Annotated in this window: 24 protein-coding genes and 1 tRNA gene; 14 read left to right on the forward strand and 11 right to left on the reverse strand. The window is 60.9% G+C overall.

Going from position 1 to position 25,925, the window contains the following annotated elements; translation table 11 throughout:
- Positions 1-104: 104 nt before the first annotated feature.
- Positions 105-1,124, forward strand: a complete 1,020-nt coding sequence (gene mgrA / locus ACS5RD_RS02545) for an L-glyceraldehyde 3-phosphate reductase (protein ID WP_489929856.1) — start codon at positions 105-107, stop codon at positions 1,122-1,124.
- Positions 1,125-1,280: 156 nt separating this feature from the next.
- On the opposite strand, the gene ACS5RD_RS02550 is transcribed toward mgrA, so the two are convergent.
- The 4 genes from ACS5RD_RS02550 to ACS5RD_RS02565 all read right to left on the reverse strand — a co-directional run bounded on the left by ACS5RD_RS02550 (position 1,281) and on the right by ACS5RD_RS02565 (position 4,676).
- Positions 1,281-1,356: transfer RNA gene (locus tag ACS5RD_RS02550), tRNA-Thr, on the reverse strand.
- 59 nt (positions 1,357-1,415) lie between these two features.
- Complete coding sequence (locus ACS5RD_RS02555; RefSeq protein ID WP_489929857.1) at positions 1,416-2,876, reverse strand: heme biosynthesis protein HemY; 1,461 nt, start codon at positions 2,874-2,876, stop codon at positions 1,416-1,418.
- A 9-nt stretch (positions 2,877-2,885) separates the two neighbouring features.
- Positions 2,886-3,881, reverse strand: coding sequence for a COG4223 family protein (locus ACS5RD_RS02560; RefSeq protein WP_489929858.1), 996 nt, complete (start codon positions 3,879-3,881; stop codon positions 2,886-2,888).
- Positions 3,882-3,968: 87 nt separating this feature from the next.
- Complete coding sequence (locus ACS5RD_RS02565) at positions 3,969-4,676, reverse strand: uroporphyrinogen-III synthase (protein WP_489929859.1); 708 nt, start codon at positions 4,674-4,676, stop codon at positions 3,969-3,971.
- A 45-nt stretch (positions 4,677-4,721) separates the two neighbouring features.
- On the opposite strand from ACS5RD_RS02565, the gene tsaD reads away from it, so the two are divergent.
- From tsaD to ACS5RD_RS02585, 4 genes are read left to right on the forward strand one after another with little or no spacing between them, the layout of a single operon-like run.
- Positions 4,722-5,819, forward strand: coding sequence for a tRNA (adenosine(37)-N6)-threonylcarbamoyltransferase complex transferase subunit TsaD (gene tsaD / locus ACS5RD_RS02570; protein ID WP_489929860.1), 1,098 nt, complete (start codon positions 4,722-4,724; stop codon positions 5,817-5,819).
- Positions 5,816-6,766 carry an NAD(P)H-dependent glycerol-3-phosphate dehydrogenase gene (locus ACS5RD_RS02575; RefSeq protein WP_054006778.1) on the forward strand — a complete coding sequence of 317 codons (951 nt, stop codon included), beginning with the start codon at positions 5,816-5,818 and terminating at the stop codon, positions 6,764-6,766. The genes tsaD and ACS5RD_RS02575 overlap by 4 nt, the downstream gene beginning before the upstream one ends.
- Positions 6,767-6,769: 3 nt before the next feature.
- Positions 6,770-7,039 (forward strand): YciI family protein, encoded by a 270-nt coding sequence (locus tag ACS5RD_RS02580; protein WP_054006777.1) that lies wholly within the window; start codon positions 6,770-6,772, stop codon positions 7,037-7,039.
- Positions 7,039-7,455: an EVE domain-containing protein gene (locus tag ACS5RD_RS02585; protein WP_489931323.1), complete on the forward strand. Its 417-nt coding sequence runs from the start codon at positions 7,039-7,041 to the stop codon at positions 7,453-7,455. The genes ACS5RD_RS02580 and ACS5RD_RS02585 overlap by 1 nt, the downstream gene beginning before the upstream one ends.
- A gap of 174 nt (positions 7,456-7,629) precedes the next feature.
- Here ACS5RD_RS02585 and ACS5RD_RS02590 read toward each other — a convergent pair whose 3' ends face one another.
- From ACS5RD_RS02590 to ahcY, 3 genes are all read right to left on the reverse strand, one after another.
- Positions 7,630-8,826 (reverse strand): MFS transporter, encoded by a 1,197-nt coding sequence (locus ACS5RD_RS02590; RefSeq protein ID WP_489929861.1) that lies wholly within the window; start codon positions 8,824-8,826, stop codon positions 7,630-7,632.
- Positions 8,827-8,911: 85 nt separating this feature from the next.
- On the reverse strand, positions 8,912-9,256 hold the full coding sequence (locus ACS5RD_RS02595) for a DUF2853 family protein (RefSeq protein ID WP_054006774.1): 345 nt from the start codon (positions 9,254-9,256) through the stop codon (positions 8,912-8,914).
- A 193-nt stretch (positions 9,257-9,449) separates the two neighbouring features.
- Complete coding sequence (ahcY, locus tag ACS5RD_RS02600; RefSeq protein WP_489929862.1) at positions 9,450-10,838, reverse strand: adenosylhomocysteinase; 1,389 nt, start codon at positions 10,836-10,838, stop codon at positions 9,450-9,452.
- 102 nt (positions 10,839-10,940) lie between these two features.
- On the opposite strand from ahcY, the gene ACS5RD_RS02605 reads away from it, so the two are divergent.
- The gene (locus ACS5RD_RS02605) at positions 10,941-11,534 is read left to right on the forward strand and encodes an HD domain-containing protein (RefSeq protein ID WP_489929863.1); all 594 of its coding nucleotides are present in this window, start codon (positions 10,941-10,943) and stop codon (positions 11,532-11,534) included.
- On the opposite strand, the gene ACS5RD_RS02610 is transcribed toward ACS5RD_RS02605, so the two are convergent.
- The gene (locus ACS5RD_RS02610) at positions 11,531-11,659 is read right to left on the reverse strand and encodes a hypothetical protein (protein WP_489929864.1); all 129 of its coding nucleotides are present in this window, start codon (positions 11,657-11,659) and stop codon (positions 11,531-11,533) included. The genes ACS5RD_RS02605 and ACS5RD_RS02610 overlap by 4 nt on opposite strands.
- A 97-nt stretch (positions 11,660-11,756) precedes the next feature.
- Here ACS5RD_RS02610 and ACS5RD_RS02615 point away from each other — a divergent pair, with 97 nt between their 5' ends.
- Positions 11,757-12,632, forward strand: coding sequence for a LysR family transcriptional regulator (locus ACS5RD_RS02615; RefSeq protein WP_489929865.1), 876 nt, complete (start codon positions 11,757-11,759; stop codon positions 12,630-12,632).
- Positions 12,633-12,663: 31 nt separating this feature from the next.
- Here ACS5RD_RS02615 and ACS5RD_RS02620 read toward each other — a convergent pair whose 3' ends face one another.
- The 3 genes from ACS5RD_RS02620 to ACS5RD_RS02630 form a co-directional block, all read right to left on the reverse strand.
- Positions 12,664-12,978: an H-NS histone family protein gene (locus ACS5RD_RS02620; RefSeq protein WP_489929866.1), complete on the reverse strand. Its 315-nt coding sequence runs from the start codon at positions 12,976-12,978 to the stop codon at positions 12,664-12,666.
- Between the two features lie 67 nt (positions 12,979-13,045).
- Entirely contained in the window at positions 13,046-13,600 is a 555-nt protein-coding gene (locus tag ACS5RD_RS02625) for an ActR/PrrA/RegA family redox response regulator transcription factor (RefSeq protein WP_054006769.1), read from the reverse strand.
- Between the two features lie 61 nt (positions 13,601-13,661).
- Positions 13,662-14,282 carry an SCO family protein gene (locus tag ACS5RD_RS02630; RefSeq protein ID WP_489929867.1) on the reverse strand — a complete coding sequence of 207 codons (621 nt, stop codon included), beginning with the start codon at positions 14,280-14,282 and terminating at the stop codon, positions 13,662-13,664.
- 91 nt (positions 14,283-14,373) lie between these two features.
- Here ACS5RD_RS02630 and regB point away from each other — a divergent pair, with 91 nt between their 5' ends.
- The 7 genes from regB (at position 14,374) to addA (ending at position 25,911) form a co-directional block, all read left to right on the forward strand.
- On the forward strand, positions 14,374-15,762 hold the full coding sequence (regB, locus tag ACS5RD_RS02635) for a sensor histidine kinase RegB (RefSeq protein WP_054006767.1): 1,389 nt from the start codon (positions 14,374-14,376) through the stop codon (positions 15,760-15,762).
- Between the two features lie 105 nt (positions 15,763-15,867).
- Complete coding sequence (locus ACS5RD_RS02640; protein WP_489929868.1) at positions 15,868-17,436, forward strand: PAS-domain containing protein; 1,569 nt, start codon at positions 15,868-15,870, stop codon at positions 17,434-17,436.
- A 44-nt stretch (positions 17,437-17,480) separates the two neighbouring features.
- A complete protein-coding gene (tsaE, locus tag ACS5RD_RS02645; RefSeq protein WP_489929869.1) occupies positions 17,481-17,954 on the forward strand; it encodes a tRNA (adenosine(37)-N6)-threonylcarbamoyltransferase complex ATPase subunit type 1 TsaE in 474 nt (157 codons plus the stop codon).
- Positions 17,951-18,961, forward strand: a complete 1,011-nt coding sequence (locus tag ACS5RD_RS02650) for an aminoglycoside phosphotransferase family protein (RefSeq protein WP_489929870.1) — start codon at positions 17,951-17,953, stop codon at positions 18,959-18,961. Before tsaE ends, ACS5RD_RS02650 begins: the two co-directional genes overlap by 4 nt.
- Positions 18,943-19,626 (forward strand): nucleotidyltransferase family protein, encoded by a 684-nt coding sequence (locus ACS5RD_RS02655; RefSeq protein WP_489929871.1) that lies wholly within the window; start codon positions 18,943-18,945, stop codon positions 19,624-19,626. The genes ACS5RD_RS02650 and ACS5RD_RS02655 overlap by 19 nt, the downstream gene beginning before the upstream one ends.
- Entirely contained in the window at positions 19,619-22,579 is a 2,961-nt protein-coding gene (addB, locus tag ACS5RD_RS02660) for a double-strand break repair protein AddB (protein WP_489929872.1), read from the forward strand. Before ACS5RD_RS02655 ends, addB begins: the two co-directional genes overlap by 8 nt.
- Entirely contained in the window at positions 22,576-25,911 is a 3,336-nt protein-coding gene (gene addA / locus ACS5RD_RS02665) for a double-strand break repair helicase AddA (protein WP_489929873.1), read from the forward strand. Before addB ends, addA begins: the two co-directional genes overlap by 4 nt.
- The last annotated feature ends 14 nt before the right edge of the window (positions 25,912-25,925 follow it).

The raw sequence follows: 25,925 nt of genomic DNA on the forward strand, positions 1-25,925 counted from the left end.
CGCCGCCGCCCATCACGATTTCTACGCATAGGCGGTTCGCCGCGCCCTTGACGCAAGCGCAGTTTGCGCCGAACTGTTAGCGCAAACCAAACAGAGGGCTCGCCATGTATACCGCTGCCGAAAACCGCTATGAGTCTATGCCCTACCGCCGCTGTGGCAACTCCGGCCTGAAACTGCCCGCGATCTCGTTTGGGCTGTGGCACAACTTTGGCGACGACACACCGCACGCCACCAAACGCGCGATGTGCCACACCGCCTTTGATCTCGGCATCACTCATTTTGATCTGGCCAACAACTACGGCCCACCACCCGGTTCCGCTGAAACCGCCTTTGGCGAGATCCTGAAAACCGATTTCAAACCTTATCGCGACGAGATGATCATTTCGTCGAAAGCGGGCTATGACATGTGGGGCGGTCCTTACGGCGAATGGGGTTCGCGCAAATATCTGATCGCGTCTTGCGACCAATCGCTAAAGCGGATGGGGCTGGATTACGTAGATATTTTCTATTCGCATCGCTTTGATCCCGAGACACCGCTGGAAGAAACCATGATGGCGCTGGATCATATCGTCCGTTCCGGTCGCGCGCTCTATGTCGGGATTTCCAGCTATAACACCCAGCGCACCCGCGAAGCCCATGCCATTCTGAAAGAATTGGGCACACCCTGCCTGATCCATCAGCCAAGCTATAACATCCTCAACCGCTGGGTCGAAACCGATGAGCTGAAAGACGCGCTCAGCGAGCTTGGCATGGGGTCGATCGCCTTCGTGCCGCTGGCGCAGGGCTTGCTGACCAACAAATACCTCAATGGAATCCCCGGGGGCAGCCGCGCCGCGCAGGACAAGTCTTTGCACCCTTCCGTGGTGGAAAAGGCAATTGAATCGGTGAAAAAGCTGAACGAGATGGCGCAGGCGCGTGGTCAGACCCTTGCGCAGATGGCGATTGCTTGGGTACTGCGTGGCGGCGGCATCACCTCGGCGTTGATCGGTGCCTCCAAACCTTCGCAGATCGTCGATTGCGTCGGGGCGATCAACAACCTTGATTTCACGCCAGCAGAACTTGCTACCATCGACGCAATTTCCGAAGAGAAATCCATCAACCTCTGGGCGAAATCCTCTGAGTGATCTGAGGGTTTGAAAACACAGGCGGGCCGGGGTCAACTAGCATCTCGGCCTGAAGAACACAGACCAACACGCGCACCACAACATGCCGAATTCAGGAAGCTCCCGTGCAGGGGTCTTGCATTCTGCAACATAACCTTAGGCGGAGAATTTAGAAAGTGGTGCCGCTGAAGAGACTCGAACTCCCGACCCCATCATTACGAATGACGTGCTCTACCAGCTGAGCTACAGCGGCACTTTCTGGTGGCTTCTCCTAGGGCGCGGCCAAAACGAAGTCAACCCCCGCCACGCCGTTCAATTTGCACTCCGCGCCACGGCGGCAAGATCGATGATCTCGGGCTTTGCCACCACATCTGGCACCACAGCCGCCACAACTACGGGTGCGCTGACCAGCAGCGGCAACAACTCCGCCCCGGTCACACTGGGTCCGTTCACCTCGACCGGCTCACGCCAGCTGAGCGTGTCAAAGCCGCCGCAATTCTCACAGATCGGCTGCCACAGGCTGTGGATCGCCTGGCATTTATCGCAGCACCATTGCGGCCCGCGTGGGGCTGTCAGCGCCTTCGACAACCAGCCGCGCACCACCGCGTCATCGCTGCCTTCGCCACGTTCTATCGCCGCCATAATAGCCAAGGCGCGTTGTGTCGGATGCCGGGTGATCAGATCGCCCAGCGCGCGGCGTGCTGCGGGGAATTCCTCGGCGGTGATGTTCAACTCGGCCAGCAGCAGGCGCGTTTCGTCGCTGTCAGGGTGGATCGCCGTCAGCGCGCGGAAGCGTTTCAGGCGTTGCTGCGGCACTTCGTCGGGTTCAATCTCGGCAAAGGCGGCGGCAATCTCCGGATGCGGCAGCATCTCCCACGCCTTTTTCAGCACACGGGTGGCGGATTTCTTGTCACCCTTGTCGATCAATCCGCGCCCGGCCATCACCGCCGCCGGGATCAGATCGGGCGACTTCCTGTTAGCCTCAATCGCAGCTTCGCGCGCCTCGACCGTCGCGGTTTCATCCATCACCCCGCGCGCCTCTTGCAAGGCCAGCACGGCATCCCGCCGACGATATACGTCCTTCGGCAACGCCCCGCCCTTCAGCTTGGCTCCCAAAGTCACCCGCGCGCCCTTCCAATCGGCTTTCTCCGATTGCAGCTTCAGCAAAATATCCTGCGTCTCGGCGTGCTTCGGTTTCAGCGCAAACGCCTTCTCGGCCAAAGCCAGCGCGGTGTCGGTGTCGCCTTCCGCCAGCTTTTGCTTCATCAGCCCGCGAATCCCGACAAAGCGCGAGGAATCACTGGCCAGCAGGGTCTTATAGGCCTCGGTCGCGCGCTTGGTATCGCCCGCAGCCTCCGCCGCCTGCGCCACCAGCAACGTGGTCAATTCCGGTCGTTCCAGAAACTTCGCCGCCCGCTGCGCCCGCATCAGCGCCAAGCGCCCCTCGCCTGCGGCCAGCGCCATCAGCCCATCGTTCAGCGCCTGATAACCTTTGCGTTCGCGATTGCGGTCGAAATAGCGCGAGATCGCGGTTTCATCGCCATTCAGAAAGCGCAGAGTTGCGACAATGAAACCCACCAGCTTCATCAACCCCCATAGGGCCGCCACCAAGAGCAGCAGCAGGATCGCGGTCTGCAATGGGCCAAGCGTAAACTCCCAGCCGCCCATCGAAATCCGCACGCCTTCGTCGCTGTGCAGCAGCATATCCGCGCCATAGGTCAGACCCGCAATCGCGGCGATGAACAGCAGAACCTTGATCAGTGACCAGATCATCGCGTGCTCCTATTGCATCGCTGCGGCAAGGCCCGCAACTGCCGCGACTGCTGCCTGCCGCTTTTGCGCCATGGCCTGCCAATCGCTCAAAGCCGTCGCCGCTTCGGGGGGAAGTGCGGCTATTTCGGTCAGTGCGGCAGAAATATCGCCCGCCGCCAGCGCGGCTTCGGCCCGCGACAAGATCGCATCGGGGTCATTGCCTTCATGCGGCGTCAAGGATCGCGCCCCGGTCTGAGTGCGCAGGAAATTCGCCACCCGGTCCGACCAACTTTCGCCCATATTCGCCCGCAAGGCCGCCTCTAAAGCTGCACGCGAGGCCGCTGGAAACGCATCTTGCAGCGCGGCCAAGGTCGGCAGCCCGGTTTGCGCATTTTCCGCCAACACTGCAGGCACATCGCCCAAAGCGGGCAAAGCCGAGGCATAGGCCGAGCCACTGTCCAAAGCCGCCTGAACCCGACCCAAAGCCGCGCGGGCCTCAGACGCTTTCGCCGTAGCTTCGGCATCTGCTTTGATCCGGGCGGCGGTGTCTTCAGCCTGCTTCAACACCGCATCCGCCGCCGCTTTCTGAGCCGCAAGCGCTGCTGCCGAGGGTGCATTGCCGCTGATCGGCATGGCTTCAATAGCCGTCAGCCGCTGTTCCAACGCCGCAATCTGCTGCTGAAGCGGTGCTATATCTGGGGCAGCCTGATCGGCCAACGCCGCCACCCGCGCCTCAAGGTCGCTATCCGGTCCGGCAATCGGCCGCGCTGCAAGTTCGGCAATCTGCGCTTTCAGGCTTTCCGTTTCGGCCTGCTGCGCGGTCAGCGCCGCTTGCAGCGCAGAAGTGTCCTGAATGGGCCAGCCCCCCGGCAAATACTGCGCCAGACCATAGCCTAACCCCGCAGCGATCACCCCGCCCAATATAGGCGCGACCCAACCCGGCCTGCGTGCAGGGTCTGCGGGCTTGACCGGCTCCGACGCAATCACCGGGGGTGCCTCAAGCTCGCTCGTCTCTGTGTCAGTCATCGCAGACCTCGCTTTTGCGCTTTGGGCCATCGCACTGCGGCCGCTGTTGCTTTGAAGTTAGGCCGAGGACCGCAGTGGTTCAAGAAGTCATCCACGCCCACGCAGCGCCTGAACCGCCCGCTGCATCGCCGCACTGTCCGGGCGGGTGGCGATTTCGGTAAACACCGCAGGAAAATCAAAGGCTTCCGCCACAGCAGGGCTGAGTGCCGCCAGCCAGATCGGCGCTTTTGCCGCAATGCGCCGCAATTCGTCCGCCAGCAGTTTTGCGGAGCGCGGCGAAAAAATCGGCAGGATCGCCGGGCCGGATTCTTGCAGCACCGCGATGGCTATGTCAGTCAAGCTTTGGACTATCTGCCGATAGATGACCAGTGAAACAGTCTCTATTCCTGCCGAAATCAGCCTTTTCTCCAAATCACCCGCGCTGTCTTGCCCCCGCAGCAACAGCAGACGCCCAACTGGCGCGGCCGCAATGATATGCGCCAGTAGATCATCGGCAGCGCCCGAAGCCGAGTTGGCCTTAAACCCCGCCGCCCGCGCCGCTTCAGCCGTGCGATTGCCGACACAGAACGCTTGCTTCGGTAGCGCGGTCCCGGCAGCGGAAATCCGCCCGGCAGCTTCCGCTCCAGTCTCAGAGGTCAGCACAACGGCGGCAAAATCGCTAGACGGCAGCGGAGGCGACAAAAACTCTGGCCGCATCAAGGGCGAAATCAGCGCACCGCCGATCTGATCCGCAAACCGTTGGCTCTGCGCCAAAGGCCGCGTCAGCAGGATGGTGGGTTGGGATTGTCTGGCCATGGCCTTGGTGTTACCTGCGATAAGGCAAGCAATCAACGGCGGACCATGACGGGAACTCTTACCTTTCTGGGCATCGAGTCCAGCTGCGACGACACCGCTGCCGCCGTGATCCGTCATCTGCCGGGGCAGCTGCCACAGATTTTGTCCTCTGTGGTGGAAGGCCAGACCGCCCTGCACGCGGCGTTCGGCGGCGTGGTGCCGGAAATCGCCGCCCGCGCCCATGCCGAGCGGTTGGATCATTGTGTGGAGCAGGCGTTGGCGGAAAGCGGCGTCACTTTGGCTGGCTTGGATGGCATTGCGGTGACGGCGGGGCCGGGGTTGATCGGCGGCGTGTTGTCTGGCGTGATGCTGGCGAAGGGGCTTTCGCTGGCAACTGGCTTGCCGATGGTGGGGGTGAATCACCTCGCAGGTCATGCCTTGACGCCGCGACTGACCGATCAACTGGCGTTTCCCTACCTGATGCTGCTGGTGTCGGGCGGGCATTGCCAGTTCTTGATCGTGCATTCTGCTGAACAGTTTCAACGGCTTGGCGGTACGATTGATGACGCACCCGGCGAGGCCTTTGACAAAACCGCCAAGCTCTTGGGTCTGCCGCAACCCGGCGGTCCCGCCGTGCAGGCCGAGGCCGCGCTGGGGGATCCGAAGCGTTTCACCTTCCCGCGCCCGCTGCTGGATCGCCCCGGCTGCGATATGTCGTTCTCGGGCCTGAAAACTGCTTTGCTGCGCGCCCGCGATGCGGTGATTGCCGAAAAGGGCGGGCTCACCCTCCAAGACCGCCGCGATCTCTGCGCTGGATTTCAACTCGCCGTGGCCGAAGTTCTGGCCGAGAAAACCCGCCGCGCCTTGGCGATTTATGCCGAGCTTACTCCTACCGAACCTGCGCTCGCCGTGGCTGGTGGTGTGGCCGCGAATACGGCCATTCGGGCAAGGTTAGAGACGGTTTGTGCGCAAGCTCGTACCCGCTTCCTCGCCCCACCCTTGCAACTTTGCACCGATAATGCGGCGATGATCGGCTGGGCGGGGATCGAGAGGTTTCGGGCAGGAGCCATCGACGGCATGGATCTGGTCGCCCGCCCGCGCTGGCCGCTGGACGCGACCGCTGCGCCCATGATCGGTTCCGGCAAGAAGGGGGCCAAAGCATGATCGGCATTGTCGGCGCAGGCGCGTTTGGCACGGCCTTGGCAGTGGCTTTGGGCCGCGAGGGTCGTGACGTGCGGCTCTGGGCGCGCGACGCAGCGCATATTGCCGAAATCGCCCGCTCCGGCGCCAATGAAGCGCGACTGCCGGGGATCAATCTGCCCAAAACGATCTCTGTTACGGCAGATATCGCAGATTTGACCGGGGCAGAGGTGGTGCTTCTCTCGCTACCGATGCAAGCACTTCGCGGCTTTCTTTTCGCCAATCGTGCGCTGAACGGCCTGCCGCTGGTGGCCTGCTGCAAAGGGGTTGATTTGACCACGCTGAAAGGCCCCACTGCGCTGATCGAGGCGGCCTGCCCGGAGTCACCTTTCGCCATTCTGACCGGCCCGAGTTTCGCCGCCGATATCGCGCGCGGCCTACCCACCGCGTTGACCTTGGCCTGCGCTGAAGGTGAGGCTTTGCAACATCTGCTGTCCACGCCGACGCTGCGGCTGTATCGCACCACGGATGTGATCGGGGCGGAACTGGGTGGCGCTTTGAAAAACGTCATCGCCATTGCTGCTGGCATCGTGATGGGCGCAGGGCTTGGCGATTCCGCCCGTGCGGCCTTGATGACGCGGGGGTATGCCGAGATGGCCCGACTTGCGCAGGCGTTGGGCGGGCGGGCGGAAACGCTGGCGGGGCTATCGGGATTTGGCGATCTGGTGCTGACCTGCACCTCGACTCAATCGCGGAACTTCCGCTTTGGTCAGGCGCTTGGCGCAGGTCAGGCTTTCGACCCCAATGTCACCGTCGAGGGGGCGGCCACCGCAAAAGCAGTCTCTAACATGGCCAAAATCATGCAAATTGACATGCCGATCACCGCGATGATCGCCGCCTTGATCGACCAACACATCACCTTGCCGCAGGCGATCTCAGCCCTGCTGTCCCGCCCTTTGAAACAGGAGTAACCCATGCGCGTCGCCCTTATCTGCAAAGACAAACCCGACCATCTGCAAACCCGACTGGACAATCGCACCGCGCATCTGGCGCATATCGAAGCCTCGGGCGTGGTGGAAATGGCCGGGCCGTTTCTGGACAATGGCGCGATGACCGGCAGTCTCGTGGTGCTGAACGTCGAAACCCTGGCAGAGGCCGAAGCTTGGGCCGCAGCCGACCCCTATGCCAAGGCAGGTCTGTTTGATAGCGTGATGATCAGCGAGTGGAAAAAGGTCATCGGCTGATGGGTTTCTGGCTGTTCAAATCCGAGCCTGACACATGGGGCTGGTCCGACCAAGTCGCGCGCGGGGCTGCGGGTGAGGAATGGCATGGCGTGCGCAACTATCAGGCGCGCAACAACATGCGGGCGATGCAGGTGGGGGACCTTGGGTTTTTCTACCACTCAAACATCGGCAAAGAGATTGTCGGGATTGTCGAGGTTTGCCGTGAGTCGCAGCCTGACAGCACCTCCGATGATCCGCGCTGGGATTGTGTTTGCATCCGGGCGGTGCAGCCCCTGTTGCGGCCTGTGACGCTGGAGACTTGCAAGGTGCAGCCGGGGCTGGAGAAGATGGTCTTGATCAACAATGCGCGGCTTTCGGTGCAGCCAGTGACGGCTGACGAATGGCGGATCATCTGCAATCTGGGCGGTTTAAGCTGATTGGAAACGGGGGGCCCATTACCCCTAAAGGACCCCCCATCCACCCCACGTGCTCCCTCAGCACCACACGTGTTCTGTAAAAGGTCCTAGGCTACTGCCTGTTCCTTCAAACTATGCAAAGCTGCCGAGTCGCGCAAACGGCAAGTGCTTGGGAATTATATCAAATCGAAACGATCAGGCCTTCGGCTCTGGCAGGAAAAACGCGGCCAGACCCAGCAACGGCAGATAGGCGCAGATTTTGTAAACCGCCACGATTCCCCACGCATCCGCCAGCACACCAAGCCCTGCCGCGCCAAAAGCGGCGATGCCGAAAGCCAGCCCGAACAACAGGCCGGCCACCATTCCGGTGCTGTGCGGCATCAAATCTTGCGCATAGACCACCATTGCCGGGAATGCCGAGGCCAGCATCAGCCCGGCGAGCGCCGCGACCAGCACGGTTGGCACTAGTGGCAGCCACGGCATCGCCAAAGTCAGCGGCAGGATACCAAGGATCGACCACAGGATCACCTTGCGACGTCCGATCTTGTCGCCGATGGGCCCGCCAATGATCGTGCCAGCCGCCACAGCCGCCAGAAAGATGAACAAACAGATCTGCGATTGCCCGACACTGAGGCCAAAGCGCTCGATCAGGTAGAAGGTGTAATAGTTCGACAGCGACACAGAATAGAGGAACTTCGAGGTCATCAGCACGATCAGAATGAACATCCCCAAGCGCACCGTGGCTTTCGGCACTGCCACCGCTGACCGTGCCCTGCTCCGCCGCGCCAAGGCACGCCCCGCGCCAACGGCAGTATACCAGCGCCCCACCAGCCACAGCAGCACCATGCCCAGCATCGCCACCCCGGCGAACCATTCAATCGAGACTTGCCCGCGCTCCATCACCACAAAGGCAGCCGCCAGCGGACCCAAAGCAGAGCCCGCATTGCCGCCGACCTGAAACAAAGATTGTGCGAATCCGGGTCGCATCCCGGCAGCCAACCGGGCGATCCGCGATGCTTCGGGATGGAAGATCGACGAGCCAAGCCCGATCATCGCAACCGACCCCAGCACCGCCGCGAAGGTTTGCGCATTGGCCAGCAGCACCAGACCAATCCCCGTCGAAGCCATGCCCGCCGCCAAAGCATAGGGTAGGGGTCGTTTGTCGGTATAAAGCCCGATCAGCGGTTGCAGGATCGAAGCGGTGCCCTGAAACACCAATGTAATCAAACCGATCTGCGCGAAGGAAAGCGCCAGATTGTCCTTCAGCAGCGGATAGGCTGCCGGGATCAGCGATTGCATCAGATCGTTCAGAAGATGCCCCAAGGCGACGGCCAGAATGATCGGCACGACCGTGGCGTCAGCGGTTTGCGAGGGGTGAGGTTCGGCAGACATTGGAAACCTTTTGCAGAAAGCCCCGCACCATCGCGCGGCTTTCTGGAAATGGCAATGTCTGGAGAGGCCTATCGCGGCCCGCAGATCATTTGGCGTAAACGGCTTCTTTGCTGAAATGCTTGGTCAGCATGTAATAGACCACGGCGCGATATTTGTTGCGCTCACCGCGACCATAGGTGTCGATCACCGCATTGATCGCTTCCATCAGCGCCGGGCTGTCAGCCAGACCCAGCTTTTTGATCAGGAAGTTATTCTTCACAGTTTCCAGCTCAGAATTGTCCGAACCCGCGACAGTCGCGCTGTCGGCGTTATAAATCGCCGGACCGCAACCAATGGTCACTTTGGTCAGCAGATCCATATCCGGGTTGATCTTGCACTTGTTTTTCAAATCTTCGGCGTATTTCGCGATCAGATCGTCACGCTTGCTCATTCCAATAATCCCTCGTTTGTCGGACCGATAAAGCTGCCAGATGGGGCAGGGTGGCCGCACATTAGGCGATGGAGTAATTCACTCAAAGGGAAATATGGCTACAGGTTCCCCCTTCGGCGGAGACCATCTGACGCAACGTCACAACGCAAAAGGCCCGAGGTTTCCCCCGGGCCAGCGCTGGATGTGTCAGAACTCAGTAGCGGTAGTGTTCGGCCTTGAACGGGCCTTCGACTTTCACGCCGATGTAATCCGCCTGATCCTTGCGCAGCTCGGTCAGCTTGACGCCGATTTTTTTCAGATGCAGGCGCGCGACTTTCTCATCCAGCTCTTTCGGCAGGATATAGACGCCCGGCGCGTAATCTTCGCCTTTGGTCCAGAGTTCGATCTGCGCCAGAACTTGGTTCGTGAACGACGCCGACATCACGAAAGACGGATGACCGGTGGCGTTGCCAAGGTTCAACAAGCGGCCTTCTGACAGCAGTATGATGCGATTGCCCGAGGGCATCTCGATCATATCGACCTGCTCTTTGATGTTGGTCCATTTGTGGTTTTTCAGGGCTGCAACTTGGATCTCGTTGTCGAAATGGCCGATGTTACCGACAATGGCCATATCCTTCATCTCGCGCAGATGCTCGATAAGAATGACGTCGCGATTGCCAGTGGTGGTGATGAAGATATCGGCGTTGGCGACTTCATCTTCCAGCAGCGTCACTTCATAGCCGTCCATCGCGGCTTGCAGCGCGCAGATCGGATCGACTTCGGTGACTTTGACGCGGGCACCCGCACCACGCAGGGACGCCGCCGAGCCTTTACCCACATCGCCGTAACCACACACAACAGCCACCTTACCCGCCATCATGGTGTCGGTCGCACGGCGGATACCATCCACCAGCGATTCCTTGCAGCCGTATTTGTTGTCGAATTTCGACTTGGTGACGCTGTCGTTGACATTGATCGCCGGGAAGGGCAGTTGGCCCTTTTTGTGCAGATCATAGAGACGATGCACGCCGGTGGTGGTTTCTTCGGAAACGCCTTTGATCGCGGCTTTGGTTTTGGCGAACCAGCCCGGCGATTGCTTCATCCGCTTCTGGATTTGCAGCTTGATGACTTCTTCTTCTTCGGATTGCGGCACGGACAGCACGTCTTCACCCGCCTCCATCCGCGCGCCGAGCAGCACATACAGCGTCGCGTCGCCGCCATCGTCGAGGATCATGTTTGCACCCTCAGGGAACATGAAGGAACGGTCAAGATAATCCCAATGCTCGGTCAGGGTCTGGCCCTTGATGGCAAACACCGGGACACCAGCTTCGGCGATGGCCGCAGCTGCGTGGTCTTGGGTCGAGAAGATGTTGCAAGACGCCCAGCGCACATCGGCACCAAGCGCGGTCAGCGTCTCAATCAAGGCAGCGGTTTGGATCGTCATGTGCAGCGAGCCGACAATCCGCGCGCCTTTCAGCGGCTTGGTGGTGCCAAATTCCTCGCGGCAGGCCATCAGGCCCGGCATTTCGGTTTCAGCGATGACCAGTTCTTTGCGGCCATATGCAGCCAGCGCAATATCCTTAACGATGTAATCTTTCGCCATCTGGCACACTCCTTGATCCTATGGTTGCGGGGCAGATAGCATTTACAGGACCTCTCGACAACAGAGGCCGTGAGTGGCAGGAAAATGCGGCAGGAGGCCGTCATGAAACAACCGCGCGCATGGCAACGGATGCTATCTGGCCGCAGGCTTGACCTGCTGGACCCGACGCCGATGGATATCGAGATCGCCGATATCGCGCATGGCTTGGCGTTTGTGGCGCGCTGGAACGGTCAGACGCGGGGCGATTTTGCCTATTCGGTGGCGGAACATTCGCTGCTGGTCGAAGAAATCTACGCGCGCCAGAACCCAGCCAATCCGCGTTGGCAGCTAGCGGCTTTGCTGCATGACGCGCCGGAATATGTGATTGGTGATATGATCAGCCCGGTGAAATCTGCGGTGGGGCCAAGCTATACGGAACTGGATCTGCGGCTGACAGCGGCGGTGCATCTGCGCTTTGGTCTGCCTGCGGTGCTGCCGGTGGTAGTGAAAAAGGCGATCAAGGCGGCGGATAAAATCTCGGCTTGGCTTGAGGCGGTGCAGATCGCGGGGTTTTCGGAACCCGAGGCGGACAAGCTGTTTGGCAGGCCGGATACCGCGTTGTTGCGTGGGCTGGAGATAAAACTAAGACCGCCCGCACAGGTGCGGGCGGATTATGTCGCGCGGTATTTGGATTTGCTGGCGGCGCTCAAGACCTAAACCCGATCGCTGGTTTGCTTGGTCCAACGGGCTTCCGTCGGACGGCTGGGAAAGCGATCGCGCGGAGTTGGGACCGGGCTGGCGCGCAGGGCGATCAGCAGGGCATCTGCGAGAATTTTTAACATGACTTGCTCCTATTTGCTTGTTGTCATAGTGTGTTTATAGCGCATTTCAGCCCAAGCCCCGAGTCAGCGATTTTTCCAAACTGTTAGATTGGCTTTCATGTCTGTAGACTGGAAAAGCTTCCCCTCCCTCACTGCCTTGCGGGCGTTTGAGGCGGCTGCACGGTTGCAAAATTTTTCCCGCGCCGCCCGCGATCTGAACGTCACCCACGCCGCCATCGCGCAACAGGTGCGCGCCCTTGAGGCTGATCTGGGGCGCGAGTTGATCTATCGGCAGGGTCGCGGGCTGGCACTGACCGCTGAGGGCGCAAAGCTGGCGCAGGCGCTGACCGACGGCTTCCACGGCATTGAAGTTGCAGTGAATGATCTGCGCGGCGCCGATCCCAACGCGCCGCTGCGGGTGACGCTGACCCCGGCTTTCGCTGCGCAATGGCTGATCCCGCGTCTGGGGGCGTTCTGGAAGGCGCATCCCGAAATCGGATTATCGCTGCACCCCGAACATCGCGTGATGGACTTGCGCCGCGACAGCCTTGATCTGGCGATCCGCTTTGGCGATGGCAAATGGCCGGGGGTGGAGGCCGAGGTTCTGACCTCGGCGCATTACATCATTGTCGCCGCGCCGGCGCTGTTGCAGGGGCGTGAAGGACTAACCACCTCAGAAATGTCGGCAATGCCTTGGGTGATTGAACCGGATTGGCCCGAGGCTTTGATTTGGTTGCGCAGTTTTGGGCTGAAACCAGATGCGATGAACATCACCTACATTCCAACCGAAGAATTGGCACTTTCCGCTGCGCGGCAGGGTTTGGGCCTGCATGTTGAAGCCGCCGCCTTGATGGAGAAAGATCTGGAAAGCGGTGATCTGATCGCTGTGGGCGAGATTAAGGATGAAAGCCTTGCCTATTATTTGGTCACAAGGCCGGGCGCGAAACGCGCCGAGTTGAAAACCTTCATGAAATGGCTGAAGGCCGCCATTTGAGGCGGCCTTCGGTTTTCTTACCTGCGAAAGATCAGATCGACATTTCGTCCGGCTGCTTGCCCGCAGCCAATTCTGCTGCAAACCAACGCGGTTTGCGGCCACGGCCCGACCAAGTGTCCGATGAATCCGCCGGATTGGCGTATTTCGCGACAGCTGGCGAGCGTTTGCGCGCAACCGTCACGCCGGTCAGCTCAGCCAGAGAAAAGCCCTTCGCGCGGGCGAATTCTTCAATCTCGGCAAGAGCCTCTTTCTTTTTGCGATCCTCAAAGGACGCAATAGCCTTTACCACTTGCGATTGCAGATCTTTCAACTCTTTAAGAGACAGCCCGTTGATATCAATGGTCACGTAAGCATCCTTTCAGGATTATGGTAAAGCCATTTAGGCTGAAAGGATTATTCTTTCAAGTACTCGCTTATTTTGGGCTGCGTTTGGCCAGAATCCGCTGCAAAGTCCGCCGATGCATCGAAAGTCGGCGCGCGGTTTCTGAAACGTTGCGGTCGCACATCTCATAGACCCGCTGGATATGTTCCCAACGCACCCGGTCCGCCGACATTGGATTTTCCGGCGGTTCCGGCATTGCAGCGCCCTTGGCAAGCAGCGCCTGCATCACATCATTCGCATCGGCGGGTTTCGAGAGATAATCCGTCGCACCGATTTTAACTGCCGCCACCGCCGTCGCAATCGCGCCATAGCCAGTCAACACCACGATCCGGCAATCCGGCCGACGCTCGCGCAGAGTTTCCACCACGTCGAGCCCGTTGCCATCCTCAAGGCGCAGGTCAATCACCGCATAGGCCGGAGGCCGCGCCAGCGCAATCGCCCGCCCTGCCGCCACGCTGCCTGCGGTTTCCGGCAAAAACCCGCGCTTTTCCATCGCTTTGGCGAGGCGCTTGACGAAAACCTCGTCATCATCGACCAACAACAAGCTGCGATCCGGTCCCAGTTCTTCGCCAAGATCATCTGCCATGAAATCCCCCGTTCATTCGTCTGCTAACCTAGGCCGCTAAAGGCTTATCGTCAAACGCGCCCTAGCTTTTCTCAATAAAGCAAGCAGCGCGGGTGGCGATTTGTTCGGCGGTATCATCACGGGTGAAGAAATCAGCGAAGCCGCTGCCGGGCAGCATCAGATAGGTGAAGGTCGAATGATCCATCATGTAATACTGATCGCCGGTGTCCTGTTTTTTGAAATAGGTCTTATAAGCGCGTGACGCCGCCTGCACTTGCTCAAGCGTGCCGGTCAGACCGATCATGTCGGGATGCAGGTTGGCGGTGAAATCCTTCAGCACCGCAGGCGTGTCGCGTTCGGGGTCGATTGAGATAAAAACCGGGGTGACATCCAGACCCTTGGCCTTCAGCAAATCCACCGCCTCGGCATTGCGCGCGCCATCCAGCGGGCAAACATCCGGGCAAAAGCTGTAGCCAAAATAGACCAGCGATGGCTTGGCCAACACATCTTTGTCGGTCACCGTCTTGCCGTCTTCATCCACCAAGGTGAATGCCCCGCCAATATCGCCGCCGCCGCCCGCCACAGCCGAGGTCCGGCAATCGGCAAAAGGATCATTGGCACTCCGCTGCAGCGCCACAAAATAAGTGCCGCCCAAAAGCCCCGCCACCGCAACAACCGCCAATCCGGCATAGATTTTTAGCATCCCGCTCTCCTCATTGCGCATTGATCCGCGCCGAACCAACCCTTATCAATCGCAAAGCCGCCGTAATGGCCAGCCCCCGCCAAGGCATCCCATGTCAAACCAGCGTGACATAACCGCCCAATCCGCACATTTTCGGCCCGAGCGGGCGGATTGGCTGCGGCTGCGCACGTTGATCTTTCAGCGCTGGATGGCAAGCTTTGGTCAGTTGGCGGCGCTTTTGGTGGCAACGCGCTATTATGGCATGCAACTGCCTCTGGGCTTGTGTTTTCTGGCGGTTGGGCTGGCGGTCATTGCCAATCTGATCGCGATGTTCATCTTCCCGCAGAACAAGCGGCTGACCGAGCTTGAGGCGATGCTGACGCTGCTGTTCGATCTGGCCCAACTGTGCTTTCTGTTGTTCCTGACCGGCGGACTGGCCAACCCCTTTGCGCTGCTGGTACTGGCCCCAGTGACGGTATCTGCCAGCGCATTGGAACTGCGCAGCACCTTGATCCTTGGTGTGCTCGCGGCAGCCTTTGTCACCTTGATCGGCCTGCTCAACATCCCCCTGCGGCTGGCCGATGGCACGATATTCGCCATCCCCAGCCTGTTTACCTTCGGATTCTGGCTGTCTTTGCTGATCGGCATCGCCTTTCTTGGCCTGTATTCGCGTCGGGTGGCGACCGAGATGCGCTTGATGTCCGACGCACTTTTGGCGACGCAAATGGCTTTGGCGCGTGAGCAAAAGCTGACCGACCTTGGCGGTGTGGTCGCCGCCGCCGCGCATGAATTGGGTACGCCCTTGGCGACGATCAAGCTGATCAGCTCTGAGATGATGGATGAACTCGCGGATCACCCCGATCTCGCCGAAGACGCCCGGCTGATCCACGAACAAGCCAACCGCTGCCGCGATATCTTGCGCTCGATGGGCAAGGCCGGGAAGGATGATCTGCTGCTGCGGCAGGCCCCGTTGGAAACCGTGCTGCAAGAGGCCGCCGAGCCGCACATGGCGCGCGGCATCGAGGTGATCTTCACCATGGCAGGGGCAGGCCTGCCACCCGTAGTGGTGCGCCGCCCCGAACTGATCCACGGGCTTCGCAATCTGGTGCAGAATGCGGTGGATTTCGCCCGCAGTACGGTCTGGGTTGATGCGCAATATGCACCGGATCGCATCCTGCTGCGCATCATCGACGACGGCGAAGGCTTTCCGGCGCAAGTGCTGGGGCGGATCGGCGACCCGTTCGTGCGCTCGCGCCGTGATGAGCAGGATCTGGCGCGGCGTCCCGAATATGAGGGCATGGGGCTGGGCCTATTCATCGCCAAAACCCTGCTAGAGCGCACCGGGGCCGAATTGTCTTTCGCCAATGCCGCCGACCCGTTCCTGTCGCCAGAAGAACGCCCGGCGCGATCCGGGGCGATTGTCGAGGTGACATGGAAGGCCGCAGATATTCTCGCTGAAACGGCAGGGGCTTTGGGTGAAAACCAGCGCTTTATCGGCTAGCGGCATAAAAGCCTGCATGACTGCGCCATCCTTAACCCCCTATTAACGATCTACTCCTTAGGTTGATCAAAACATGGGACCCTCCCATTAAGATGGGGCTTTCGGATGATTTTTCCGCTTATTCTCGCCGTGGTTGCGGCTTCGCTGATGGCGGCCTGTATTGGGATGCTGGCGTTGTGGCTGCTACCCGCCCGCGAGTTTCCGGTGCAAGCCAGCGTCTTCACCGATACCGGTAGTGAGACGCTGTTTATGTTTGATGGTGAGATTATGGTCGATAGTACCGCCAATGCCCGCGCACTTTTGGCGGCCAGCCCGATGAAAGGGCCCGCCTGGGGCAGGTTGATGGCGTTCCTGACCGCGCGGTTTGAAGATTTAGAGGCGCAGTTGCAGCGGCTGCAAAACGATGGCGCGATTGAACTGCCTTCGGTGGGAAATGCCACGCCCTTGATCCTGAAGGCGGAACATGCGGGCGGGTTGACCAAACTGACGCTGATTGATGCGAGCAAAGACGGCCATCTCTCGGCGGGCGATGCCATTGCCCAGCGCGCAATGCTGGATGAATTGGCGCTGCTGCGTGAAACCGTCGCGACCGCGCCGATGTTGTTGTGGCGTGAGAATACGGCGGGTGACGTGGTCTGGGCAAATGGACCCTATCTGTTGCAGGCCTGTGACGTTCTGGGTGAGGACAAAGAATTGGGCTGGCCGCTGCCTAGGCTGTTTAACCGGGCGGCGGCGAAATCGGGCAAGGATCAAAGACAAAGCCTGTTGGCTGTCGGTAAGCCTGCGCTCTGGTTTGATATCTCTAGCCGACCCGAGGCTGACGGCGATTTGATGTTCGCGATTCCCGCCGATGCGGCGGTGCAGGCCGAAAGCGCCTTGCGCGATTTCATGCAAACCCTGACCAAGACCTTTGCCCAACTTCCCATCGGCCTTGCGATCTTTGACCGCCAGCGCAAGTTGCAACTATTCAACCCTGCCCTGATGGATCTGACCCAACTTCCCCCCGATTTCCTGTCACTGCGCCCTTCGCTGCTGGCGGTGCTGGATGCCATGCGCGATCGCAAAATGCTGCCCGAGCCGAAGGATTACCGCGACTGGCGGCGGCAGATTGTCGAGATTGAAAAGGCCGCCGCCACTGGGCTTTATGAGGAAACTTGGAGCCTGCCGGATGGCCAAACCTACCGGGTGGTCGGGCGACCGCATCCGAACGGGGCTTTGGCGCTGTTGATCGAAGATATCTCATCGGAAATGCAGCGCACCCGACGATATCGCGCCGATCTGGAGCTTGGCCAATCGGTGATTGATCATATGGATGAAGCGATTGCGGTGTTTTCGCAATCGGGGCAGTTGGTGATGTCGAACAACAGCTATGCAGCACTTTGGGGCCATGATCCGGCGGAAACTTTGGCAGACAACACCGTCCGCACCCTCTCGGCACATTGGCGCGTGCAATCAGCCCCCAGTGCCATCTGGGCCGAGATCGAAGAATACGTCGCCACCGTAGGGGATCGTAACAGCTGGCGCGGCGAGGTGCGCCTGCTGGATGGCCGTCTGATCGGATGCAAATTCGCGCCTTTGGCGGGCAGCTCAACGCTGGCAACCTTCAGGTCAATGCCACCCTCCGAATCGAGCCAGGCAAGGTTGGCCGAAGGTGCGGGCCTGCGGCGCGCCTGAACTTCGCGGCTTGCAGCGGCGGGTGGGGACAGTAGACTTGGGGCATGACAAAGCCGCATGCCGTTACCGCCTTTTTGCCCTCAGAGGCCGACACCGCCGATCTTGGCCGCTGGCTAGCGTCGCGGCTAGGCGCGGGCGATTCTGTGTTGCTGGAAGGCCCGATTGGTGTCGGCAAAAGCCATCTCGCCCGCGCCCTGATCCGCACCCGCTTGGGTCGGATGGAGGACGTGCCCTCGCCCACCTTCACCCTCGTGCAGACCTATCAGGCCGATGTCGAGATCTGGCACGCCGATCTTTACCGCCTGTCGCATCCCGATGAGGTTGCCGAGCTGGGGCTGGAAGACGCGCTTTCACAAGCGATTTGTCTGATTGAATGGCCGGACCGTTTGGGTCGCTTGACGCCCGCTCATGCCATTCAAATAGCGCTATCGACCAGCGGCGAGGGTCGGAATGTCACGCTGACTGCGCCGGACCACCCCGATCTGCTGGCAGAGTTCGCCCAAAGTTGGTCGCAATGAACGACCGCGCCGCCTTATCGCAGGCATTTCTGACCCAAGCTGGCTGGGGCAATGCCAATCGTCGGTTTCTCGCCGGAGATGCTTCGGATCGCAGCTATGATCGGCTTGAGCAAGGCGCGAAAACCGCCGTGCTGATGGATGCGCCGCCGGGAAAGGGCGATGATCCGGCAACATTTCTGGCAATTGCCGCGCATCTTTCGGCCATCGGCCTCTCTGCTCCAAGTTGCTACGCACAGGATCTGGAAAACGGCTTTCTACTGTTAGAGGACTTGGGTGACAATATCTATGCCACCCTTCTGAAAATGGCTCCGTCCCGAGAAAACAGTCTCTATACGGCGGCAACGCAGGTCCTTGCCCATCTGCAACGCCATCCACCCGCCGCCAACCTCGCTAATCTGACCGTGCAGGATTGGGCCGAAGCCGCCGGTTTTGCCCTCGACTGGTATCGCTTCGCAATCACCGGTGACCGTACCGACCCTGCCGATTTCCGCAACGCCCTCACTGACGTTATATCCCGCCACGCCGACAGCCCCCGCGTGATGGTCCTGCGCGATTATCACGCCGAAAACCTGCTTTGGCTGCCGGATCGGCCCGGCCTTGCCCGCGTCGGCGTGCTGGATTTCCAACTCGCCCAACTTGGCCAGCCCGGCTACGATCTCGTCTCATTGCTGCAAGACGCCCGAAGGGATGTTTCACGTGAAACGGAGGCCGCGATGATCCGCGCTTTCTGTCTGCAAACCGGCACCACGGCAGACAGCTTCCGCCCCACCTATGCCACGCTTGGCGCACAGCGCGCTCTGCGCATCATCGGAATTTTCGCTCGCCTCTGCCTGCAGAGCGGCAAATCCAACTACGTTCGCTTGATCCCCCGCGTCTGGCACCACCTGCAGCGCAACCTCTCCGAGCCAGAACTCGCCCCGCTCGCCAAAATATGCGCCAGCCTGCTGCCCGAACCCACCCCCGAAGCCCTTGCCCGAATAGGTGCCCAATGCGGCCACTTCCGTTAATGCTTTTCGCCGCAGGCTTCGGCACCCGCATGGGCGCCTTGACCGCCCATCGACCGAAACCGCTGATCGACGTGGCCGGGAAACCGCTGATCGACCACGCCTTAGCTGTTGCCGATGCGGCGGGGATCGCAAAAATCGTGGTAAACCTGCACTATCTTGGCGACCAAGTCGCCGACCATCTGAAAAACCGCGACGTCCTGTTTTCATGGGAGCGCAACCAGATCCTCGAAACCGGTGGCGGTCTGAAAGCCGCCCTTCCGCTGCTTGGCGATGGCCCGGTGCTGACCCTGAACACCGACGCGGTGTGGACTGGGCAAAACCCCCTCACCCAACTGCTCACCGCTTGGGATCCGGCTAAAATGGATGCGCTACTCCTGCTGCTTCCTACCGAAAACGCCCTCGGCCACAGCGGCAAAGGCGACTTCCACCTTGATCCTAACGGCCGCATTTCCCGCGCAAACGGTGTCAACGCCCCGATATATCTCGGCGCGCAAATTCTCAAAACCCAAGATCTTTCCGCCATATCAGATCCTGTTTTCAGCCTGAATCTCCTCTGGGATATTGCCATCGCGAACAACCGCGCCTACGGCCTGATACATCACGGCGGCTGGTGCGATGTAGGTCGCCCCGAAGGCATTGCACTGGCTGAGTCCTTGCATGTTTAACCCTTACACCCCCCGCATTTTCGCCCTGCCGCCCGGCACAGATTTTCCCGCCGAACTGGTCGCGGGCCTGATCGAGCGTATGGCGCACCAGCCGCCAGAAGCAATGGCGCGCGTCACGATTTACCTCAACACCGCCCGCATGGTGCGCCGCGTCAGCGACCTATTCGCGACCCATGGCGCGCGCTTCTTGCCGCGCCTGCTGCTGCTCAGCGATCTCGCAAAAGATCCCAGCCTCAACCTTACCCCCACCATTCCCCCACTGCGTCGTCGCCTGCAAATGGCCGAACTCATCGCCAAACTGCTCGACGCCCAGCCCGATCTCGCCCCTCGCGCGGCGCTTTATGACCTCGCCGACAGCCTCGCCAATCTGATGGATGAAATGCAGGGCGAGGGCGTTCCAGCAGAGGCTATCGCCGCCCTCGATGTCTCAACCCATTCCAAACACTGGGAAAGAACCCAAACCTTCCTGCGCATCGTTGCCCCGCTGTTCAGCGATGCCGCCGATGCCGAATCGCGCCAACGCCTCGCCGTGCAGCAACTTGCCCAGCGCTGGCAAAGCGCCCCGCCGCAAGACCCGGTGCTGATCGCGGGCTCCACGGGCTCACGCGGCACCACCGCCCTGCTGATGCAGGCGGTCGCGGCCCTGCCGCAAGGTGCTTTGATCCTACCCGGCTTTGATTTTGACACGCCCTCCAGCGTCTGGCAGGCGATGGATGATGCCCTGACCGCCGAAGACCATCCGCAATACCGCTTCCGCCACCTGACCGACCTGCTGCACATCTCCCCCAGCAGTATCAAACCCTGGAGAGACACCCTCCCGCCAGACCCCAACCGCAACCGCTTGATTTCGCTGTCCCTCCGCCCCGCCCCCGTCACCGATCAATGGCTGGTCGAAGGCCCAAACCTGCCCAATCTACCCCGCGCCACCGAAAGCCTCACTCTGATCGAAGCCGCCTCCCCGCGCGCCGAAGCGCTGGCCATCGCAATGATCCTGCGCGAAGCTGCCGAAGCTGGCACCAAGGCCGCGCTGATCACGCCCGACCGCAACTTAAGCCGCCAGGTCACCGCCGCCCTCGACCGTTGGGCCATCCTGCCAGACGATTCCGCAGGCCGCCCCTTGGCACTTTCCGCTCCCGGTCGCTTCTTGCGCCACACCGCTGCACTGCTCGGCCAACGGTTGACCGCCGACAGCCTGCTTACAATCCTGAAACACCCGCTGACCGCCTCCGGCCCCACACGCGGCCCGCATCTGTTGCTGACCCGCTATCTCGAACTCAAACTCCGCAAAACCGGCCCTGCCTTCCCCACTGGTCCCGATCTGCTGGAATGGGCGAAAGCGCGCACCGACAACGCTTTGCCATGGGCGCAATTCCTCGCCGACACACTGCAAAACCTCGACCAAATTCCGCGTCGGCCGCTGGCCGATCACGTTTCCCAACACCGCGCCTTGTCCGAATCCTTGGCACGCGGTCTTGACCCCTGCGACACTGGCGCACTTTGGGATAAGGCCGCCGGGATCGAAGCCCTCGCCCTGATGGAAACCCTCGCCGCCGAAGCCCCCTACGGCGGCACTTGCTCCGTCACTGAATACCGCGATCTGTTCGAGGCTCTCGTCAACAAAGGCGAGGTCCGCGAACCCGTGCAAGCCCACCCCAACATCATGATCTGGGGCACCTTAGAGGCTCGCGTCCAAGGCGCTGATCTGGTGATCCTTGGCGGCCTCAACGATGGCATCTGGCCAAAACTTCCCGAACCCGACCCGTGGTTGAACCGCTCGATGCGCAAAAAAGCGGCTCTACTCTTGCCAGAACGCCAGATCGGCCTCTCCGCCCACGACTACCAACAAGCCATCGCCGCCCCCCATGTGATCCTATCGCGCGCCATCCGCAATGCCGAGGCGGAAACCGTCCCGAGCCGCTGGCTCAATCGCCTGATGAACCTAATGGACGGTCTGCCGCAGCAAAATGGCAAGCAGGCGCTGGCCGAAATGCGCGCGCGCGGCACCAAATGGCTCACTCTCGCCCGCGCCCTAGAACAGCCCACGCCTGCGCAACAGGCCGACCCCCGCCTGCACCCCGCCAAACGCCCCGCCCCGCAGCCGCCCATCGCCGCGCGCCCGCCCAAACTGTCGCTCACCAATATCGAACGCCTGATCCGCGACCCCTACGCCATCTACGCCCGCTACATCCTGCGGCTCAATCCACTCGACCCACTGCACCAAACCCCCGACGCCCGCGACCGTGGCATCATCGTGCATGAGGTACTGGAGCGGTTCGTCAAAACCCGTCCCGAAACCGAAACCCGCGCTGAGGCCCGCACCCGCCTGGTCACGCTCGCCCGCCAAGTCCTTGCGCAAGAATCCCCCTTCCCCGCCGCCCGCGCTTTGTGGTTGGCGAAACTCGACCGCGCCGCCGACCATTTCCTGACCCAAGACGCCAAACACGGCGGAACCTCGCTTGCGCTGGAAACCCAAGGTGCCCTCAAACTCGACCCCCTCGATTTTACCCTGTTCGGCACCCCCGACCGCATTGACCGCCTCCCCGACGGAACCCTGCATCTCATCGACTACAAAACCGGAGCCGCCCCCAAAGCCGCCCAGCAAAAGCAATACGCCAAACAACTTCTGCTCGCCGCCGTGATGGCCGACCGTGGCGGTTTCGCCGATCTCGGCCCCTCTGACGTCGCAAAAATCAGCTACATCGGTCTCGGCACCAGCGAGGACGTGGTGGAAACGGACATCACCGAGGCTCTGCTGACCGAACACTGGGAAAAACTGCTGACTCTCATCTCCCGCTACCTGCGCCGCAGCACCGGCTACACCGCCCGCCGCGCGCTGTTTGAGGTCCGCCACGCGGGCGACTACGACCACCTCTCACGCTTTGGCGAATGGGAAATGTCCGACCGCGCCGTGGCAGAAATGGTTGGACCAGAACAAGTCGGAGAGCCAGAATGACCCGCAACGATGCCTCCGAACGCCAAGTCCAAGCCTCCAACCCAGCCGACACCGTCTGGCTTTCCGCCAACGCAGGTTCCGGCAAAACCCGCGTGTTGACCGACCGCGTTGCCCGCCTGCTGCTGCGTGGCGTTGAACCCCAACACATCCTCTGCCTCACCTACACCAAAGCCGCCGCGACCGAGATGCAAAACCGCCTGTTCCGCCGCTTGGGCGAATGGGCGATGAAGCCCGATGCCGACCTGCACCGCGCCCTCGCAGATCTCGGCGATGACACCCGCCACGCCCCCGGTGCGCTCGCCAAAGCCCGCCAGCTGTTCGCACGCGCCATTGAAACCCCCGGCGGTTTGCGCATCCAAACCATCCACAGCTTCTGCGCCACCCTCTTGCGCCGCTTCCCGCTAGAGGCTGGCGTTTCCCCGCAATTCACCGAACTCGACGACCGCGCCGCCCGCCTGCTGCGTGAAAACATCATCGAAGAAATGGCCGAATTTCGCGCCCCCGAAATCATGGCCGAAGTCGCCCGCGCCTATACCGGCGAAGATTTCACCGCGCTGATGGAGCAAGTCTCGGCCAAACGCGCAGGCTTCACCAAACCGCTGACCGAGGCCGAATCCCGTGATTTGTTCAATGTTCCCAATGTGGAAATCCCTCAAACCCTGCTGGCCGATGTGCTGCTCGGTATTGAATCCGATCTGATCGCCAACATCCTGCCCGCCCTGCAAAACGGCGGCCCCACCGATAGCAAAACTGCCGCAAAACTCGCCGCCCTCGATCTAACTGCCCCCAACCTCGCCACCCTAGGCGCCCTAGAAAACACCCTGCTCTATGGCGGCACCGCCAAAGCCCCATACGTCGCGAAAATTGGCGCGCTGCCCACCAAACCCACGCAAAAGCTGATCGGCAACCACCTGCCGCAACTCGACGCCCTGATGCTGCGAGTCGAAGCCGCCCGCCCCCGCCGCATCGCCCTGCAAGCCGCCCAGAAAACCGCCATTCTGCACCGCTTCGCCGCCAGTTTCCTGCCGCTCTACGAATCCGCAAAATCCGCCCGAGGCTTCCTCGACTTCGACGATCTGATCACCCGCGCCAAGGCCCTGCTGACCGATCCTTCCGTCGCCGCATGGGTGCTGTTCCGGCTTGATGGCGGCATCGACCATATCCTCGTCGATGAGGCGCAAGACACCAGCCCCGATCAATGGCGCGTGATCGAACTGCTGTCTGCTGAATTTACCGCAGGCCAAGGCACCCGCGATGAAACCCGCACTTTGTTCGTCGTCGGTGATAAAAAACAGTCGATCTATTCCTTCCAAGGCGCGGACGTCGCCGCTTTCGACGAAAAACAGACCGATTTCCAAACCAAATTCCGAGCCGCGCAAAAGAACTTCGTCCGCCTCGATCTCGAATATTCCTTCCGCTCGTCCACCGCGATTCTGCGCGTCGTCGATGAAACCTTCGCCGACCGCTTCCCCAAAGCGATGGGCTCATCTGTCCACCACCTCGCCTTCAAATCCGATCTGCCGGGCCGGGTAGATCTCTGGCCGCTTCTGGAAAAATCCGAAGACCCCAAGGATGAAAACTGGGAAGACCCCGTTGACCTGATCACCGATACCCACCACACCGCACGGCTAGCCGAACAAATCGCCAGCCATATCAAAGCGCTGATCGACGCAGGCACCCAAATTCCCGTCGATAAAGAAGAAGACCCAAACCTAAGCCGCCCTCTGCACGCGGGCGATGTGCTGATCCTCGTGCAGCGCCGCTCCGCCCTGTTCTCCGAAATCATCCGCGCCTGCAAAAAAGCCAACCTCCCCATTGCAGGCGCAGACCGCCTGAAACTCGGCGCGGAACTGGCGGTGAAAGACCTCGCCGCGCTGCTCTCGTTCCTCGCAACACCCGAGGACAGTCTGTCATTGGCCGCCCTCCTCCGTTCGCCGCTGTGTGGGTGGACCGAGGCCGAGCTTTACGCACTCGCCCAGCCCCGCCAAGGTCCCTTCCTGTGGGAAGCTTTACGTGGCAGCGCAGAGCATGAAAGCACGCTTGAAATGCTGCATGATCTGCTTAATCAGGCCGATTTCCTGCGCCCCTATGATTTGATCGAACGTGCCCTGACCCGCCACGACGGCCGCCGCCGCCTGCTCACCCGGCTTGGCCCCGAAGCGGAAGACGGCATTGACGAATTCCTCTCCCAAGCTCTCGCCTTCGAACGCAACGAAGTCCCCAGTCTGACCGGATTTCTGATCTGGATGGAAACCGATGACATCGAGGTCAAGCGCCAGATGGACAGCGAAGGCCACCGCATCCGCGTGATGACCGTCCACGGCGCAAAGGGTCTGGAAGCGCCCTTGGTGATCCTGCCAGACACCTGCGACCGCACCCCGCAAGACCGCGATGAGATTTACGCGCTGGAAGATGGCATCCCCGTCTGGAAAACCCCGTCTGACGAAAGCCCGCCACCGATTGCCACCGCGCGCAGCTTGCGCAAAGACAAGGGTGAGGAAGAAAGCCTCCGTCTGCTCTACGTCGCCCTCACCCGCGCCCGCACCTGGCTTATCGTCTGCGGCGCGGGCGAAGCAAAGAAGGATGGCGCATGGTATAAGCTGGTCCAGCAGGGCATGCAGGCCGCAGGCTCCGAACCCATCGCCGATGGCGCATTGCGCCACAGCTTTGGCAGCTGGCCTGATCCAGCACCAAAACAGTTTCTAATCTTGTCAAAATCGCCCGAACTTCCCCTCTGGGCAACGACTCTCGCCGCAACCCCCGAACGCCCCGCGCAGCCCCTCTCTCCCTCCAATCTCGGCGGCGCAAAGCTGCTCCCCGGTGAAACCGACGGCTCTGGGGAAGACGCCGCCAAAGCCCGTGGCACCGCTTTGCATCTTCTGCTTGAACATCTGCCCAATACCCCCCGTGCCGATTGGCCCGCTCTCAGCGCCGCCCTGATCCCCGACCCCGGCCAATGCGCCGACCTCATAGCCGAGGCCGAAGCCGTTCTGACAACCCACCCCCATATCTTCGCACCCGAAGCCCTCGCCGAAGTCACTTTCACCGCCACGTTCAACGGCCAGCCCATGCAGGGCACCATCGACCGCCTGTTGATCGCCGCAGATCACATCCTCGCCGTCGATTTCAAATCCAACCACCGCACCCCCGCCACCGCTGTAGAAACCCCCGAAGGCATCCTGCGGCAGATGGCCGCCTATGCCGAAGCCCTGCGCCAAATCTACCCCAGCCACCGCATCGACACCGCAGTCCTGTGGACCCGCACCGCCACCCTGATGCCGCTGCCCCCCGATATTGTGCGGGCTGCTATGCAACGCAGCACTATCCCTTGACGTCCGCCCCCGCC

The organism is Cypionkella sp. PAMC25878 (assembly GCF_058135695.1).

Bases quoted from the DNA above. Each gene is read 5' to 3' on its own strand.
- mgrA (WP_489929856.1), top strand. From the start codon at position 105: ATGTATACCGCTGCCGAAAACCGCTATGAGTCTATGCCCTACCGCCGC.
- ACS5RD_RS02555 (WP_489929857.1), bottom strand. From the start codon at position 2,876: ATGATCTGGTCACTGATCAAGGTTCTGCTGTTCATCGCCGCGATTGCG.
- ACS5RD_RS02560 (WP_489929858.1), bottom strand. From the start codon at position 3,881: ATGACTGACACAGAGACGAGCGAGCTTGAGGCACCCCCGGTGATTGCG.
- ACS5RD_RS02565 (WP_489929859.1), bottom strand. From the start codon at position 4,676: ATGGCCAGACAATCCCAACCCACCATCCTGCTGACGCGGCCTTTGGCG.
- tsaD (WP_489929860.1), top strand. From the start codon at position 4,722: ATGACGGGAACTCTTACCTTTCTGGGCATCGAGTCCAGCTGCGACGAC.
- ACS5RD_RS02575 (WP_054006778.1), top strand. From the start codon at position 5,816: ATGATCGGCATTGTCGGCGCAGGCGCGTTTGGCACGGCCTTGGCAGTG.
- ACS5RD_RS02580 (WP_054006777.1), top strand. From the start codon at position 6,770: ATGCGCGTCGCCCTTATCTGCAAAGACAAACCCGACCATCTGCAAACC.
- ACS5RD_RS02585 (WP_489931323.1), top strand. From the start codon at position 7,039: ATGGGTTTCTGGCTGTTCAAATCCGAGCCTGACACATGGGGCTGGTCC.
- ACS5RD_RS02590 (WP_489929861.1), bottom strand. From the start codon at position 8,826: ATGTCTGCCGAACCTCACCCCTCGCAAACCGCTGACGCCACGGTCGTG.
- ACS5RD_RS02595 (WP_054006774.1), bottom strand. From the start codon at position 9,256: ATGAGCAAGCGTGACGATCTGATCGCGAAATACGCCGAAGATTTGAAA.
- ahcY (WP_489929862.1), bottom strand. From the start codon at position 10,838: ATGGCGAAAGATTACATCGTTAAGGATATTGCGCTGGCTGCATATGGC.
- ACS5RD_RS02605 (WP_489929863.1), top strand. From the start codon at position 10,941: ATGAAACAACCGCGCGCATGGCAACGGATGCTATCTGGCCGCAGGCTT.
- ACS5RD_RS02610 (WP_489929864.1), bottom strand. From the start codon at position 11,659: ATGTTAAAAATTCTCGCAGATGCCCTGCTGATCGCCCTGCGCGCCAGC.
- ACS5RD_RS02615 (WP_489929865.1), top strand. From the start codon at position 11,757: ATGTCTGTAGACTGGAAAAGCTTCCCCTCCCTCACTGCCTTGCGGGCG.
- ACS5RD_RS02625 (WP_054006769.1), bottom strand. From the start codon at position 13,600: ATGGCAGATGATCTTGGCGAAGAACTGGGACCGGATCGCAGCTTGTTG.
- ACS5RD_RS02630 (WP_489929867.1), bottom strand. From the start codon at position 14,282: ATGCTAAAAATCTATGCCGGATTGGCGGTTGTTGCGGTGGCGGGGCTT.
- regB (WP_054006767.1), top strand. From the start codon at position 14,374: ATGTCAAACCAGCGTGACATAACCGCCCAATCCGCACATTTTCGGCCC.
- ACS5RD_RS02640 (WP_489929868.1), top strand. From the start codon at position 15,868: ATGATTTTTCCGCTTATTCTCGCCGTGGTTGCGGCTTCGCTGATGGCG.
- tsaE (WP_489929869.1), top strand. From the start codon at position 17,481: ATGACAAAGCCGCATGCCGTTACCGCCTTTTTGCCCTCAGAGGCCGAC.
- ACS5RD_RS02650 (WP_489929870.1), top strand. From the start codon at position 17,951: ATGAACGACCGCGCCGCCTTATCGCAGGCATTTCTGACCCAAGCTGGC.
- ACS5RD_RS02655 (WP_489929871.1), top strand. From the start codon at position 18,943: ATGCGGCCACTTCCGTTAATGCTTTTCGCCGCAGGCTTCGGCACCCGC.
- addB (WP_489929872.1), top strand. From the start codon at position 19,619: ATGTTTAACCCTTACACCCCCCGCATTTTCGCCCTGCCGCCCGGCACA.
- addA (WP_489929873.1), top strand. From the start codon at position 22,576: ATGACCCGCAACGATGCCTCCGAACGCCAAGTCCAAGCCTCCAACCCA.